A 14,521-nucleotide genomic window follows, 5' to 3' on the forward strand; every position below is an offset into this window, starting at 1 on the left:
CACGATTATCTTTTGATTAACTTCGCATAAAAGAAACCATCGCCATCCTCAGGGTGTGGCAAGTTTTGTTTACCGGGAGTCACGTTAGTACCAGTTTCAACCAATTCTGCTTCACAATGCCGTTGCAGGAAAGCGGCTATCTGTTGCTGATTCTCTTGCGGTAATATCGAACAAGTAGCATAAACCATTACGCCACCTTTCTTCAGTCTAGGCCAGATAGCTTCAATGATCTCAGATTGTAATTCTGCCAGGTCGGCAATATCACTGTCTCGGCGCAACCATTTGATATCAGGGTGGCGACGAATCACACCGGTGGCAGAGCAAGGTGCATCTAGCAGAATACGATCAAATTGCTGATCGTCACACCATGCATCCGGGGTTCGACCATCGCCGACTCGCACCACAGCATGTAATTTCAGACGTTGTAAATTTTCCTTAACCCGGCTGAGCCGTTGTTCATCAATATCCACAGCTAATACATGTGCTTTTGGCGCAGCTTCGAGGATGTGTGTTGTTTTACCGCCCGGAGCGGCACATAAATCAAGGATCTGTTCACCATTTTGCGGATCAAGCAGATCAACACAACCTTGGGCTGAAGCATCTTGCACTGTTACCCAGCCTTGTTCGAAACCAGGCAGATCATTGACGGCGCACGGGGCAATAAGCCGTACTGCATCGGGATAAAAGGCATGAGGTTCTGCATCTATCTCCGCTTGCTTTAACAGCTCGAGATATTCACCGCGGGTATGATGGAGACGATTTACCCGCAGCCACATTGGTGGCTTTTGGTTATTCGCGTCCACAATCTGCTGCCATTGTTCTGGATAGGCTTGCTTAATACGCGCTAATAACCAGCTAGGATGCAGGTAACGGCTATCACTATTTGCAGCGCGCTCCAGTAATTCCACTTGCTGACGTTGGAATTGACGTAGTACACCGTTGATCAACCCTTTTAGTTGCGGACGTTTCAGCGCAGTGGCACCTTCAACCGTTTCGGCTAAAGCAGCATGTGGCGGAATCCGGGTATAAACCAACTGGTATAGCCCGATCATAATCAGGTAGTGAAAAACACGCTGTTTACCGGTCATTGGGCGCGCCATCAACTGCTGGATACACCACTCTAGCTGTGGTAGAACACGCAAAGTGCCAAAACACAACTCCTGTAGCAATGCGCGATCTTTATCTGAAATATTTTTCTGTAGCCCAGGCAAAACGGTACTGAGCGATTGCCCCTGATCCAATACCTGGCTAATTGCTTTAGCAGCGATGCTGCGGAGATTATATGTGTTTTTCATAACCAAAAAAGCCGACAAACGTCAGCAAATAAAGGGAAAGTGGCCCGATGATGAAGTATCGGGCGATGAAACCTACATCCGTCATCTTTCAAGTTGCAGGGGTGTTGGCTGCTCTCGCTACTTGGCCATCTCTGGACCGGCCTTCCTGCATCTTGACATCTATTAGGTATATAGCTGTAGCTGCTGAGTTATTATGCTAGTTGACTACCGGGCGCAAACCATTCGCGACGTGAATTTAATAAGTCAGCTGCGGACATGGCTTTCTTGCCGGCTGGTTGCAGTTGCGTGATATTTAAAACGCCATCTGCGGTAGCCACTTGGATCCCATGTTTATCTGCATGAATGATGGTTCCGGGCTTGGTATTATCTACTTTAGGAAGTACCTGTGCCTGCCAGACCTTGATGAGCTGTTCATCAACGACAAAATAGCTAACTGGCCAAGGATTAAAAGCACGAATACAGCGTTCTAACTGAGCCGCAGAAAGTGACCAATCTAATTTGGCCTCCTCTTTACTTAGCTTTTCTGCATAAGTGGCTTGTGCCTCATTTTGTACTTCCGGCTGTGCACTGCCTTGCGCTAATTGCTGCAATGTTATCAATAAGCCCTGAGGCCCTAATTGCGCCAGCTTATCGTACATTGTCGCACTGGTATCATCCGGCTGAATATCACATTCAATTTTATGCAGCATATCCCCGGTGTCTAGTCCAACATCCATTTGCATGATTGTTACCCCAGTTTTTGCATCACCGGCCCATACTGAACGTTGGATAGGCGCAGCACCACGCCAGCGTGGTAATAGGGAACCATGGACGTTAATACAGCCTAATCGCGGCATTGCCAAGACAGATGCAGGCAAAATCAGACCATAGGCAACCACGACCATAATATCAGCATTCAGATCAGCCACGAGATGTTGGTTCTCCTCGGGCCGTAGCGATTTCGGCTGAAAAACGGGAATACTTTGTTGTTCTGCCAATACCTTCACTGGGCTCGGGGTCAGTTTATTACCTCGGCCAGCGGGGCGGTCCGGTTGAGTGAAAACACCAACAATCTGATGTTGGGAAGACAACAACGCGCCAAGATGGCGCGCTGCAAAATCAGGAGTTCCTGCAAAAATAATCCGCAAAGAGTCAGACACGTTGGTTTCCTGCATTAGATGGGGTTAGTCGGCTCGGGCATTTAACTTGGCCATTTTCTCCAACTTTTGGCGGATACGCTGACGTTTCAGCGGCGATAAATAGTCCACAAACAGTTTGCCAACCAAATGGTCCATTTCGTGCTGAATACAGATTGCTAATAAATCATCCGCTTCCAGTTCGAACGGTTTACCATCACGGTCCAGCGCTCTGATTTTTACTTTTTCAGCGCGAGGGACTAATGCCCGTTGCTCAGGAATTGATAAGCAACCTTCTTCAATGCCGGTTTCACCGCTTTTCTCCAACAGCTCTGGGTTAATCAACACCAGGCGTTGGTCACGATTTTCCGAAACATCAATCACGATAATTTGTTTATGAACATCCACTTGGGTTGCGGCAAGGCCAATGCCTTCCTCTGCGTACATGGTCTCGAACATGTCGTCCACAATACGCTGGATTTCACCATTGACTTCTTTTACCGGCGCAGCAATTTTGCGCAGCCGCTCATCTGGGTAATGTAATACTTGTAATACTGACATAAATATCTAGATCTGCGTCCGAGTAGTGAATGATATTCAATCTCTATTCTAGACATTTCCGGCTCTGATTGACAGCATCGTCTACCAATTGAACAAATCGGTGTCAGCATAGAAAGCAAGCCAGGGAGGCAATATGTTAGCGGCTGAATTATGGCTCAGGATGAGCAAGGTTAAGGGATTTGGGGTAGCGAAAAGCAGTGCATTGGTCAGACGGTTACTTGCCCGTGGTGATGTCCACCCCGGCAGATTGGCTGCTTACGGATTGGATGCTCAGCAATGCCAGCAGTTTTATCAAGTAGATCCTCGCTATATTGAGGCCAGTTTAACTTGGCTGAGTCAGCCTTCTCACCACTTAGTAGCCTACGGTGAGCCAAGCTATCCACCCCGTTTGGCTCATATCTCTGCCGCTCCTCTGGTGCTGTTTGTTTCTGGCGAGCTGGATGTGTTGTATCGCTCTCAGATTGCCATGGTGGGTAGCCGTCATTTCAGCCACTATGGTGAGCAGTGGGGCTGTTACTTTGCTTCAGAACTGGCTCGAACGGGGTTGGTTATCACCAGTGGTCTGGCAATTGGGATTGATGGGATTTGTCATCAAGCGGCTTTGAATGCTAAAGGAAAGACCATCGCGGTATTAGGTAGTGGGTTGGAGAACATATATCCACGTCGACATCGTCATCTGGCCAAAGACATTGAGTGCCAAGGCGGGGCTCTGGTCTCAGAGTTTTTGACAACAGCATTGCCGGTCGCTGCCCATTTCCCCAGAAGGAATCGTATTATCAGTGGGCTAAGTTCTGCTGTATTAGTGGTTGAAGCTACGCTGAAAAGTGGCTCTTTGATTACTGCCCGCTATGCTATAGAGCAAGGGAGAGATGTTTTTGCTTTACCGGGGCCATTAGGGAGTGCAACCAGCGAAGGTGTGCACTGGCTGATTCAACAAGGCGCATATCTGGCGAGGTCAGCACAAGAGATAGCTACACAAGTGGGCGGTTCACTTCAATGGGTATCATTGCCCGAGAAAGTAACTATTTCTGCATCAGAGGAGCAAGTTGAATTGCCATTTGCTGATGTGTTGGCTAACGTAGGAGATGAGGTGACACCCGTTGATGTCGTCGCCGAACGTGCCGGCCAACCTGTGCCAGATATCGTCAGCAAATTGCTTGAGCTGGAGTTAGCAGGGTGGATCGCAGCTGTACCCGGCGGCTATGTCCGATTAAGGAGGGCAGGCCATGTTCGACGTTTTAATTTACTTATTTGAAACTTATATGCATAACGAGTCGGAAATGCTTGTTGATCAAGACAAGATTACTGACGATCTTGCGGACGCAGGTTTCTATCGTGAGGATATCAACAACGCCCTGAACTGGTTAGAGGCTCTCGCAGACCTACAAGAAGGGCAGAAAGCACCTTATCTTTATGCTGCTGATCCGCAAGCATTGCGGATTTATACGGCGGAAGAAGCCCAACGTCTGGATACCACTTGTCGCGGCTTCATCCTATTTCTTGAGCAAATTCAGGTGTTACATCTTGATACCCGTGAGATGGTCATCGACCGTATTATGGCATTGGACTCTAATGAGATTGACTTGGAGGATCTCAAATGGGTTGTGCTGATGGTGCTGTTTAACATACCGGGTTATGAAAGTGCCTATCAGCAGATGGAAGAGCTACTTTTTGAAGTCAATGAAGGTTATTTGCACTAAGTGGTAGTATCGCTGGCTAATAACCTTATATAGAAGGCGTTATGACGAAAACAGTTATTGCCAAGGATAATGGGTCGTGTCCTGAATGCGGATCGGCTTTAGTCATTCGTAGTGGGGGTCATGGCCCATTCCTTGGTTGTTCACATTATCCCGGCTGCCAGTACATGCGCGCGTTGAAAGCGCAATCTGATGGGCATATCGTGAAAGTTCTTGAAGGACAATATTGCCCTGAATGCGGTTCAGAAATGGTGTTACGGCAAGGGCGTTTTGGTATGTTTATTGGTTGTAGCCAATATCCACAATGTGATCATACGGAAGTTATTGATAAGCCTGATGAAACATCGATTGATTGCCCACAATGTGGCCAAGGCAAGTTACTACAGCGCAAGTCCCGGTTTGGAAAGATCTTCCACGCCTGCAATCGCTATCCCGATTGCCAGTTTACAATTAATCAGCAACCCATTGCCGGAGAGTGTGCGTATTGCCACTATTCATTGTTAATGGAAAAGAGAACCGCGCAAGGTGTAAAACGTTTTTGCGCTAGCAAGTTATGTGGGAAGGCAGTGGTAAGTGAGTAATAACAGCGTGAATAAACAAGAAAATAGTGGTGCTTTGTCAGATGTATTGCGGGCTTTGCAACAAGAAGAGGTCATCGCTTATCCAACAGAAGCCGTTTTTGGTTTAGGTTGTGACCCTGATAGTGAAAAAGCAGTAAATGCTTTATTAGCTTTAAAACAGCGGCCATGGCAAAAAGGTTTGATCTTAATCGCCGCTAACTATGAGCAGTTGAAGCCATATATTGATGACTCAATGCTGAATACAGCGCAACAGGAAATGCTCTTCTCCTGTTGGCCTGGGCCCGTAACATGGGTTATTCCAGCGCGAGCTAAGACACCGCGTTGGTTAACGGGCAGTTTTGGCTCATTGGCTGTAAGGGTGAGTGACCACCCACTGGTACAGCAGCTTTGCTCGCAATATGGCAAGCCACTGGTTTCAACCAGTGCCAACTTAAGCGGTCGCGAGCCATGCCGTACAGAAGCTGAAGTGAGAATGCAATTTGGCCCTTTTCTCCCTGTGCTCTCTGGCGAGGTGGGTGGTCGTTTGAATCCGTCTGAAATAAGAGATGCGTTAACCGGTAAGCAATTTCGCCAAGGATAGAAAGTAGCATGGATCAGAATTTCGCAGTGTTTGGTAACCCCATTGGGCACAGTAAGTCGCCAAGGATTCATGCGCTTTTTGCCGAGCAGACAGGTATAGAGCATCAATACGGTATGGTATTAGCCGCTCATGGCGCTTTTGAGGAAACGTTAACGTCGTTTTTTGCAGATGGTGCATTAGGCGCGAACATTACCACGCCGTTTAAAGAGCGCGCTTATGCCAAATGTGATGAACTAACCGATCGTGCGTCACTGGCAGGTGCTGTCAATACTATCAAGCAACTAGAAGACGGGCGCTTGTTAGGTGATAATACGGACGGTATTGGTTTGCTCAGTGATCTTGAGCGCCAGGGTTTGATCCGAGTCTCTGATCGGATCTTATTGGTGGGCGCGGGGGGGGCTGCTCGTGGTGTGATCTTGCCGTTACTCTCTTATGGATGCACTGTGGTCATCACTAACCGGACTTATAGCCGCGCACAGCAGCTTGCCGAAGTCTTTCATCATTTGGGTGATATCGAGGCTGCCGAAATGCAGGCGCTGAGCGGGCAGCAGTTTGACTTAATCATAAATGCTACCGCTGCTGGAATTCATGGCGAAGTACCAAACTTATCTAAAGATATTATGAGTCCTGCAACACGTTGCTATGACATGTTTTATCAAGTGGGGGATACACCATTTTTAGCTTGGGCTAAGCAGTTGGGTGTGGCGAGTTACGCTGATGGCTTAGGGATGCTGGTGGGGCAGGCAGCCCATGCTTTCAAACTTTGGCATGGCGTGATGCCACAGATAACACCGGTGCTAAATAAGTTGCGTGATGAACTGAGTCGATAGAAAGATATTCAATAATGCAGGGAAGATGATGACTTACTCCCTGCATCTTATGTTACTGCTTATTTAGTTTCTGCCAGATAGTCATCTTTCCAGCGTACGTAGTTGCTTGCAGAATAAAGTAGGCCTTCTAATTCTGCCGGCGTTAAAGGGCGAACTTGTCTGGCTGGGCTCCCCATATAGAGGTAACCACTGACTAATCGTTTACCTGGGGAAACCAGACTCCCCGCGCCAATCATCACATCATCTTCGATAACTGCACCATCTAACAAAATAGACCCCATCCCCACCAGTACCCGATTGCCAATAGTACAACCGTGGAGCATCGCTTTATGGCCAACAGTAACGTCTTCACCAATAACCAGGGGGTTCCCTTCAGGATTATGCTCTGAATGATGGGTTACGTGTAACACACTACCATCTTGAATATTTGAACGAGCGCCAATGACGACCTGATTAACATCACCACGAATAGCAACCAACGGCCAGACACTGACATCATCACCCAAAATGACATTACCAATGATCACGCTCGATCCATCGATCATCACGCGTTTACCAAGAGTAGGTGAATAATGAAGATAAGGGCGGATAGGGTCGGACATAGCAATAGCCTCTCAATAAGATCACACTTTACCGGCAATACTAGCCTTTGCTGATGGAATTACAACCAATCGACCGCAGGGATCATAGGGAAAATGCAGCGGATCGACCAAGATCTGCACGTAAGGAGTGAAAAGTATTCAAACAGTAGAAAAAGGCGAAAAAAGAGTTGTGCAAAAAATTCGACTCCCTATAATGCGCATCCATCGAGACGGCACACAACGAATCAAGTAGTTAAGTGACCGGCAAAGAGAACAGAGAAATTCAACGAAATTAGTAGTTGACTCTGAATGAGAAAAGCGTAATATGCGCACCTCGCGTTACCAACCACCGGTTGCTAACGCACTGCTCTTTAACAATTTATCAGACAATCTGTGTGGGCACTCGCAAGACGATATCGAAGCCTGTTTCGACAGGCAGAAGCAATATCAAAGTCTTGAAGAGTGACCAAAGCAGTACACATTTGAACTTCGGTTCGAATGCTTATTTGCAGAAAGTAATCTTTGAGCATCGCTGCTTTTATTAGTAGCAAATCAAACAAATCTTAAATTGAAGAGTTTGATCATGGCTCAGATTGAACGCTGGCGGCAGGCCTAACACATGCAAGTCGAGCGGCAGCGGGAAGTAGTTTACTACTTTGCCGGCGAGCGGCGGACGGGTGAGTAATGTCTGGGAAACTGCCTGATGGAGGGGGATAACTACTGGAAACGGTAGCTAATACCGCATGACCTCGCAAGAGCAAAGTGGGGGACCTTCGGGCCTCACGCCATCGGATGTGCCCAGATGGGATTAGCTAGTAGGTGAGGTAATGGCTCACCTAGGCGACGATCCCTAGCTGGTCTGAGAGGATGACCAGCCACACTGGAACTGAGACACGGTCCAGACTCCTACGGGAGGCAGCAGTGGGGAATATTGCACAATGGGCGCAAGCCTGATGCAGCCATGCCGCGTGTGTGAAGAAGGCCTTCGGGTTGTAAAGCACTTTCAGCGAGGAGGAAGGCAATCGTGTTAATAGCACGGTTGATTGACGTTAATCGCAGAAGAAGCACCGGCTAACTCCGTGCCAGCAGCCGCGGTAATACGGAGGGTGCAAGCGTTAATCGGAATTACTGGGCGTAAAGCGCACGCAGGCGGTTTGTTAAGTCAGATGTGAAATCCCCGCGCTTAACGTGGGAACTGCATTTGAAACTGGCAAGCTAGAGTCTTGTAGAGGGGGGTAGAATTCCAGGTGTAGCGGTGAAATGCGTAGAGATCTGGAGGAATACCGGTGGCGAAGGCGGCCCCCTGGACAAAGACTGACGCTCAGGTGCGAAAGCGTGGGGAGCAAACAGGATTAGATACCCTGGTAGTCCACGCTGTAAACGATGTCGACTTGGAGGTTGTGCCCTTGAGGCGTGGCTTCCGGAGCTAACGCGTTAAGTCGACCGCCTGGGGAGTACGGCCGCAAGGTTAAAACTCAAATGAATTGACGGGGGCCCGCACAAGCGGTGGAGCATGTGGTTTAATTCGATGCAACGCGAAGAACCTTACCTACTCTTGACATCCACGGAATTTAGCAGAGATGCTTTAGTGCCTTCGGGAACCGTGAGACAGGTGCTGCATGGCTGTCGTCAGCTCGTGTTGTGAAATGTTGGGTTAAGTCCCGCAACGAGCGCAACCCTTATCCTTTGTTGCCAGCACGTAATGGTGGGAACTCAAGGGAGACTGCCGGTGATAAACCGGAGGAAGGTGGGGATGACGTCAAGTCATCATGGCCCTTACGAGTAGGGCTACACACGTGCTACAATGGCAGATACAAAGTGAAGCGAACTCGCGAGAGCAAGCGGACCACATAAAGTCTGTCGTAGTCCGGATTGGAGTCTGCAACTCGACTCCATGAAGTCGGAATCGCTAGTAATCGTAGATCAGAATGCTACGGTGAATACGTTCCCGGGCCTTGTACACACCGCCCGTCACACCATGGGAGTGGGTTGCAAAAGAAGTAGGTAGCTTAACCTTCGGGAGGGCGCTTACCACTTTGTGATTCATGACTGGGGTGAAGTCGTAACAAGGTAACCGTAGGGGAACCTGCGGTTGGATCACCTCCTTACCTAACGATACGCATTGCGCAGTGTCCACACAGATTGTCTGATGAATGTAAATGAGCAAGAGCACCTGTTGATGAGGGTGATGATTGTGCAATAAGACCTCGGTATCGAGTTTTTACTGCATCAGTCGTTCGAATGTGTCACCACATTCTCACCTTTACACAAAAATACTGAATCAGTGATTCAGTAGAAATTTTTGTGTCCCCATCGTCTAGAGGCCTAGGACACTGCCCTTTCACGGCTGTAACAGGGGTTCGAATCCCCTTGGGGACGCCACTCCGATAATGTGTGAAAGACATTATCAACTGAATATCTTAAAGATGACTTTAACGAGTCGTGTTTAAGATATTGCTCTTTAACAATCTGGAACAAGCTGAAAATTGAAACATTACAGCTGAAATTTATCTCTCCGTAGATGTACTGAGATAAAAAGTAACCTGTAATAGAGTCTCTCAAATAATCGCAATGCCAATGTGCATTCTGATGAAGAGAGTCGCGTGAGCTAAGTGAAGGCAAGGCGTACGGCACGGAGGACGCGGAGTGAACTTAACGTTCATGAGCATTCCGAGTACCGCACAACGCTGTATTCACGACGCGCAACCGACTTGAACATAAGAAACATCTTTGGGTTGTGAGGTTAAGCGACTAAGCGTACACGGTGGATGCCTAGGCAGTCAGAGGCGATGAAGGGCGTGCTAATCTGCGAAAAGCGTCGGTAAGCTGATATGAAGCGTTACAACCGACGATACCCGAATGGGGAAACCCAGTGCAATTCGTTGCACTATTGCATGGTGAATACATAGCCATGCAAGGCGAACCGGGGGAACTGAAACATCTAAGTACCCCGAGGAAAAGAAATCAACCGAGATTCCCCCAGTAGCGGCGAGCGAACGGGGAAGAGCCCAGAGTCTGAATCAGTTTGTGTGTTAGTGGAAGCGTCTGGAAAGTCGCACGGTACAGGGTGATAGTCCCGTACACCAAAACACACTTGCTGTGAACTCGATGAGTAGGGCGGGACACGTGACATCCTGTCTGAATATGGGGGGACCATCCTCCAAGGCTAAATACTCCTGACTGACCGATAGTGAACCAGTACCGTGAGGGAAAGGCGAAAAGAACCCCGGCGAGGGGAGTGAAATAGAACCTGAAACCGTGTACGTACAAGCAGTGGGAGCACCTTCGTGGTGTGACTGCGTACCTTTTGTATAATGGGTCAGCGACTTATATTTTGTAGCAAGGTTAACCGAATAGGGGAGCCGTAGGGAAACCGAGTCTTAACTGGGCGTCTAGTTGCAAGGTATAGACCCGAAACCCGGTGATCTAGCCATGGGCAGGTTGAAGGTTGGGTAACACTAACTGGAGGACCGAACCGACTAATGTTGAAAAATTAGCGGATGACTTGTGGCTGGGGGTGAAAGGCCAATCAAACCGGGAGATAGCTGGTTCTCCCCGAAAGCTATTTAGGTAGCGCCTCGTGAACTCATCTTCGGGGGTAGAGCACTGTTTCGGCTAGGGGGTCATCCCGACTTACCAAACCGATGCAAACTCCGAATACCGAAGAATGTTATCACGGGAGACACACGGCGGGTGCTAACGTCCGTCGTGAAGAGGGAAACAACCCAGACCGCCAGCTAAGGTCCCAAAGTCATGGTTAAGTGGGAAACGATGTGGGAAGGCACAGACAGCCAGGATGTTGGCTTAGAAGCAGCCATCATTTAAAGAAAGCGTAATAGCTCACTGGTCGAGTCGGCCTGCGCGGAAGATGTAACGGGGCTAAACCATGCACCGAAGCTGCGGCAGCGACACTTAGGTGTTGTTGGGTAGGGGAGCGTTCTGTAAGCCGTTGAAGGTGACCTGTGAGGGTTGCTGGAGGTATCAGAAGTGCGAATGCTGACATAAGTAACGATAATGCGGGTGAAAAACCCGCACGCCGGAAGACCAAGGGTTCCTGTCCAACGTTAATCGGGGCAGGGTGAGTCGACCCCTAAGGCGAGGCTGAAAAGCGTAGTCGATGGGAAACAGGTTAATATTCCTGTACTTGGTGTTACTGCGAAGGGGGGACGGAGAAGGCTAGGCTAGCCGGGCGACGGTTGTCCCGGTTTAAGCATGTAGGCGGAGTGACTTGGTAAATCCGGTTGCTTATCAACGCTGAGGTGTGATGACGAGCCACTACGGTGGTGAAGTAGTTGATGCCAAGCTTCCAGGAAAAGCCTCTAAGCATCAGGTAACATTAAATCGTACCCCAAACCGACACAGGTGGTCAGGTAGAGAATACTCAGGCGCTTGAGAGAACTCGGGTGAAGGAACTAGGCAAAATGGTGCCGTAACTTCGGGAGAAGGCACGCTGGCATTAGGTAATGGGACTTGCTCCCGGCGCCGAAGCCAGTCGCAGATACCAGCTGGCTGCAACTGTTTAATAAAAACACAGCACTGTGCAAACACGAAAGTGGACGTATACGGTGTGACGCCTGCCCGGTGCTGGAAGGTTAATTGATGGGGTCAGCCGCAAGGCGAAGCTCTTGATCGAAGCCCCAGTAAACGGCGGCCGTAACTATAACGGTCCTAAGGTAGCGAAATTCCTTGTCGGGTAAGTTCCGACCTGCACGAATGGCGTAATGATGGCCAGGCTGTCTCCACCCGAGACTCAGTGAAATTGAACTCGCTGTGAAGATGCAGTGTACCCGCGGCAAGACGGAAAGACCCCGTGAACCTTTACTATAGCTTGACACTGAACATTGAGCCTTGATGTGTAGGATAGGTGGGAGGCATTGAAGTGTGGACGCCAGTCTGCATGGAGCCAACCTTGAAATACCACCCTTTAATGTTTGATGTTCTAACTCGGCCCCATAATCTGGGGTGAGGACAGTGTCTGGTGGGTAGTTTGACTGGGGCGGTCTCCTCCCAAAGAGTAACGGAGGAGCACGAAGGTTAGCTAATCACGGTCGGACATCGTGAGGTTAGTGCAAAGGCATAAGCTAGCTTGACTGCGAGAGTGACGGCTCGAGCAGGTACGAAAGTAGGTCTTAGTGATCCGGTGGTTCTGAATGGAAGGGCCATCGCTCAACGGATAAAAGGTACTCCGGGGATAACAGGCTGATACCGCCCAAGAGTTCATATCGACGGCGGTGTTTGGCACCTCGATGTCGGCTCATCACATCCTGGGGCTGAAGTAGGTCCCAAGGGTATGGCTGTTCGCCATTTAAAGTGGTACGCGAGCTGGGTTTAGAACGTCGTGAGACAGTTCGGTCCCTATCTGCCGTGGGCGTTGGAAGATTGAGAGGGGCTGCTCCTAGTACGAGAGGACCGGAGTGGACGAATCACTGGTGTTCGGGTTGTCATGCCAATGGCATTGCCCGGTAGCTAAATTCGGAAGAGATAACCGCTGAAAGCATCTAAGCGGGAAACTTGCCTCGAGATGAGTCTTCCCTGGGGCTTTAAGCCCCCTGAAGGAACGTTAAAGACTATGACGTTGATAGGCTGGGTGTGTAAGTGCAGCGATGCATTGAGCTAACCAGTACTAATGATCCGTGAGGCTTAACCTTACAACACCAAAGGTGTTTTGATTTGAAAGATTGATATTTTCAGCGAAGTTCCGAGATTGGGCTGGCTGGCTGTGTGGAAACATATAGCGGGTTTAGTTTAGACAGAATTTGCCTGGCGGCCTTAGCGCGGTGGTCCCACCTGATCCCATGCCGAACTCAGAAGTGAAACGCCGTAGCGCCGATGGTAGTGTGGGGTCTCCCCATGCGAGAGTAGGACACTGCCAGGCATCAAACAAGCAAAAGAGGCTACCCTAACGGGTGGCCTTTTTTGTTTGTCTGGTGTACAGGTTCGACTCGAGCATGACATGCAGTTTGAACATTGAATAACCTTTTCTTTTTGCTTTCTGTCATTTTTATAACCCTCGCCACAGAAAATAACCTTTTTTACCTTAAAATCATTCAATCAAAAATTGAAACGATGTTTTGATTGTGAGGTTTGAATGAATGCCGGTCTATTTGTCTGTTCGCTCGCCCTGTCAGCGATACTTACTGCCGCAACAGCACAGGCCAGTCCTGTGACGTATCAAAAAGAAGCTATTACTGAAAATAATCTGCCAGTATTTTATCCACAGCTAAAAAAACAGATGACTTATCAAAGTTCATGGCTGGCAGGGAGATACACTGACTTTGCACAGTGGAAAAGCGACACCAGAAAGATCTTCCGACAAGCATTGCTCACTCCTGACTCAACAATTGCATTTTCAGCAGAGAAAATAGATCAGCAGGATCGTGGCCGCTATATTGCTGAAAAAATAGCATTAAACATCACAGATGAAAGCCGTGTCCAGGGCTTGCTATTAACACCGAAAAGCAAAGGCCCTCATCCGGCGATTGTTCTTTTGCATGACCATGGGTCTAAATTTGATATTGGCAAAGAGAAAATGATCCGCCCTTGGTGCGATAGCGCACAGCTTGCCTCAGCGCAGGCTTGGTCGGATAAATTCTTTAGCGGTAAATTCATTGGCGATGAGTTGGCAAAACGTGGTTATGTCGTGCTTTCTATTGATGCTATTGGCTGGGGTGATAGAGGCCCTATCAGCTATGAGCAACAGCAGGCCTTAGCCAGTAACTTCTTTAATCTTGGCCGTTCATTAGCGGGCACGATGGCTTATGAAGATATACGAACGGTTGATTTTCTGGCGACACTTCCATCAGTTGACCGCCAACGTATTGGTGCTCTTGGATTTTCTATGGGAGCGTATCGTGCCTGGCAGTTAGCTGCATTATCGGATAAGGTCGCGGCCACTGCGGCTATCTCTTGGTTTGGTAACTATCAAGGTTTGATGACCCCAGGTAATAATGTACTTCGTGGGCAATCCGCTTTTTACATGCTCCACCCTGGTATTGCCAATAAGTTGGATTTCCCTGATATTGCCAGCTTAGCGGCACCAAAACCGATGCTTCTTTTTAACGGCGGGAAAGATAAATTGTTCCCATCGGATGCGGTCGAGCAGGCTTACAGTAAAGTGCATGCAATCTGGCGGTCACAAAATGCGGAATCACGCTTAGTCACTCGTAGCTGGCCCGCGTTGGGGCACGTATTTTACCAAGAGCAGCAAGATGTGGTTTTCCCTTGGTTAGACCGCTGGTTGAAGCCATAAAAAAGGCCCCGAGGGGCCTTTTATCCACCAAA

General features: G+C 48.8%; 11 protein-coding genes, 1 tRNA gene and 3 rRNA genes. 11 read left to right on the forward strand and 4 right to left on the reverse strand.

Features of this window, described 5'->3' with window-relative positions; genetic code table 11:
• Nucleotides 1-5 precede the first annotated feature (5 nt).
• The 3 genes from rsmB to def form a co-directional block, all read right to left on the reverse strand.
• The gene (rsmB, locus tag V1956_RS03900; RefSeq protein WP_420072127.1) at nt 6-1,295 is read right to left on the reverse strand and encodes a 16S rRNA (cytosine(967)-C(5))-methyltransferase RsmB; all 1,290 of its coding nucleotides are present in this window, start codon (nt 1,293-1,295) and stop codon (nt 6-8) included.
• A 191-nt stretch (nt 1,296-1,486) separates the two neighbouring features.
• The gene (gene fmt / locus V1956_RS03905; RefSeq protein ID WP_083161155.1) at nt 1,487-2,434 is read right to left on the reverse strand and encodes a methionyl-tRNA formyltransferase; all 948 of its coding nucleotides are present in this window, start codon (nt 2,432-2,434) and stop codon (nt 1,487-1,489) included.
• A gap of 24 nt (nt 2,435-2,458) precedes the next feature.
• Nucleotides 2,459-2,971, reverse strand: coding sequence for a peptide deformylase (gene def / locus V1956_RS03910; protein ID WP_083161153.1), 513 nt, complete (start codon nt 2,969-2,971; stop codon nt 2,459-2,461).
• A gap of 133 nt (nt 2,972-3,104) precedes the next feature.
• Between def and dprA the strand changes: the two genes are divergently transcribed.
• From dprA to aroE, 5 genes are read left to right on the forward strand one after another with little or no spacing between them, the layout of a single operon-like run.
• On the forward strand, nt 3,105-4,226 hold the full coding sequence (gene dprA, locus V1956_RS03915) for a DNA-protecting protein DprA (RefSeq protein ID WP_372560354.1): 1,122 nt from the start codon (nt 3,105-3,107) through the stop codon (nt 4,224-4,226).
• On the forward strand, nt 4,198-4,671 hold the full coding sequence (locus tag V1956_RS03920) for a DUF494 family protein (protein WP_032906609.1): 474 nt from the start codon (nt 4,198-4,200) through the stop codon (nt 4,669-4,671). Before dprA ends, V1956_RS03920 begins: the two co-directional genes overlap by 29 nt.
• 41 nt (nt 4,672-4,712) lie before the next feature.
• Entirely contained in the window at nt 4,713-5,249 is a 537-nt protein-coding gene (locus V1956_RS03925) for a topoisomerase DNA-binding C4 zinc finger domain-containing protein (protein WP_442824821.1), read from the forward strand.
• Nucleotides 5,250-5,256: 7 nt separating this feature from the next.
• Nucleotides 5,257-5,829 (forward strand): L-threonylcarbamoyladenylate synthase type 1 TsaC, encoded by a 573-nt coding sequence (tsaC, locus tag V1956_RS03930; RefSeq protein ID WP_372560691.1) that lies wholly within the window; start codon nt 5,257-5,259, stop codon nt 5,827-5,829.
• An 8-nt stretch (nt 5,830-5,837) separates the two neighbouring features.
• Entirely contained in the window at nt 5,838-6,659 is an 822-nt protein-coding gene (gene aroE / locus V1956_RS03935) for a shikimate dehydrogenase (protein ID WP_372560356.1), read from the forward strand.
• Nucleotides 6,660-6,718: 59 nt separating this feature from the next.
• On the opposite strand, the gene V1956_RS03940 is transcribed toward aroE, so the two are convergent.
• Entirely contained in the window at nt 6,719-7,261 is a 543-nt protein-coding gene (locus V1956_RS03940; protein ID WP_083161145.1) for a gamma carbonic anhydrase family protein, read from the reverse strand.
• 304 nt (nt 7,262-7,565) lie between these two features.
• Here V1956_RS03940 and V1956_RS03945 point away from each other — a divergent pair, with 304 nt between their 5' ends.
• From V1956_RS03945 to V1956_RS03970, 6 genes are all read left to right on the forward strand, one after another.
• Entirely contained in the window at nt 7,566-7,706 is a 141-nt protein-coding gene (locus tag V1956_RS03945; protein WP_372560357.1) for a hypothetical protein, read from the forward strand.
• Nucleotides 7,707-7,805: 99 nt separating this feature from the next.
• Nucleotides 7,806-9,348 (forward strand): 16S ribosomal RNA (locus V1956_RS03950).
• A 198-nt stretch (nt 9,349-9,546) separates the two neighbouring features.
• A tRNA-Glu gene (locus tag V1956_RS03955) sits at nt 9,547-9,622 on the forward strand.
• Nucleotides 9,623-9,981: 359 nt separating this feature from the next.
• A 23S ribosomal RNA gene (locus V1956_RS03960) occupies nt 9,982-12,888 on the forward strand.
• Between the two features lie 111 nt (nt 12,889-12,999).
• Nucleotides 13,000-13,115 (forward strand): 5S ribosomal RNA (rrf, locus tag V1956_RS03965).
• The 16S, 23S and 5S rRNA genes sit together here with 1 tRNA gene alongside, the layout of an rRNA operon.
• A gap of 213 nt (nt 13,116-13,328) precedes the next feature.
• Complete coding sequence (locus V1956_RS03970) at nt 13,329-14,489, forward strand: dienelactone hydrolase family protein (protein WP_420075371.1); 1,161 nt, start codon at nt 13,329-13,331, stop codon at nt 14,487-14,489.
• Nucleotides 14,490-14,521 lie beyond the last annotated feature (32 nt).

It is taken from the genome of Yersinia sp. 2540 StPb PI, assembly GCF_052217165.1.
Classification (GTDB): domain Bacteria; phylum Pseudomonadota; class Gammaproteobacteria; order Enterobacterales; family Enterobacteriaceae; genus Yersinia; species Yersinia enterocolitica_E.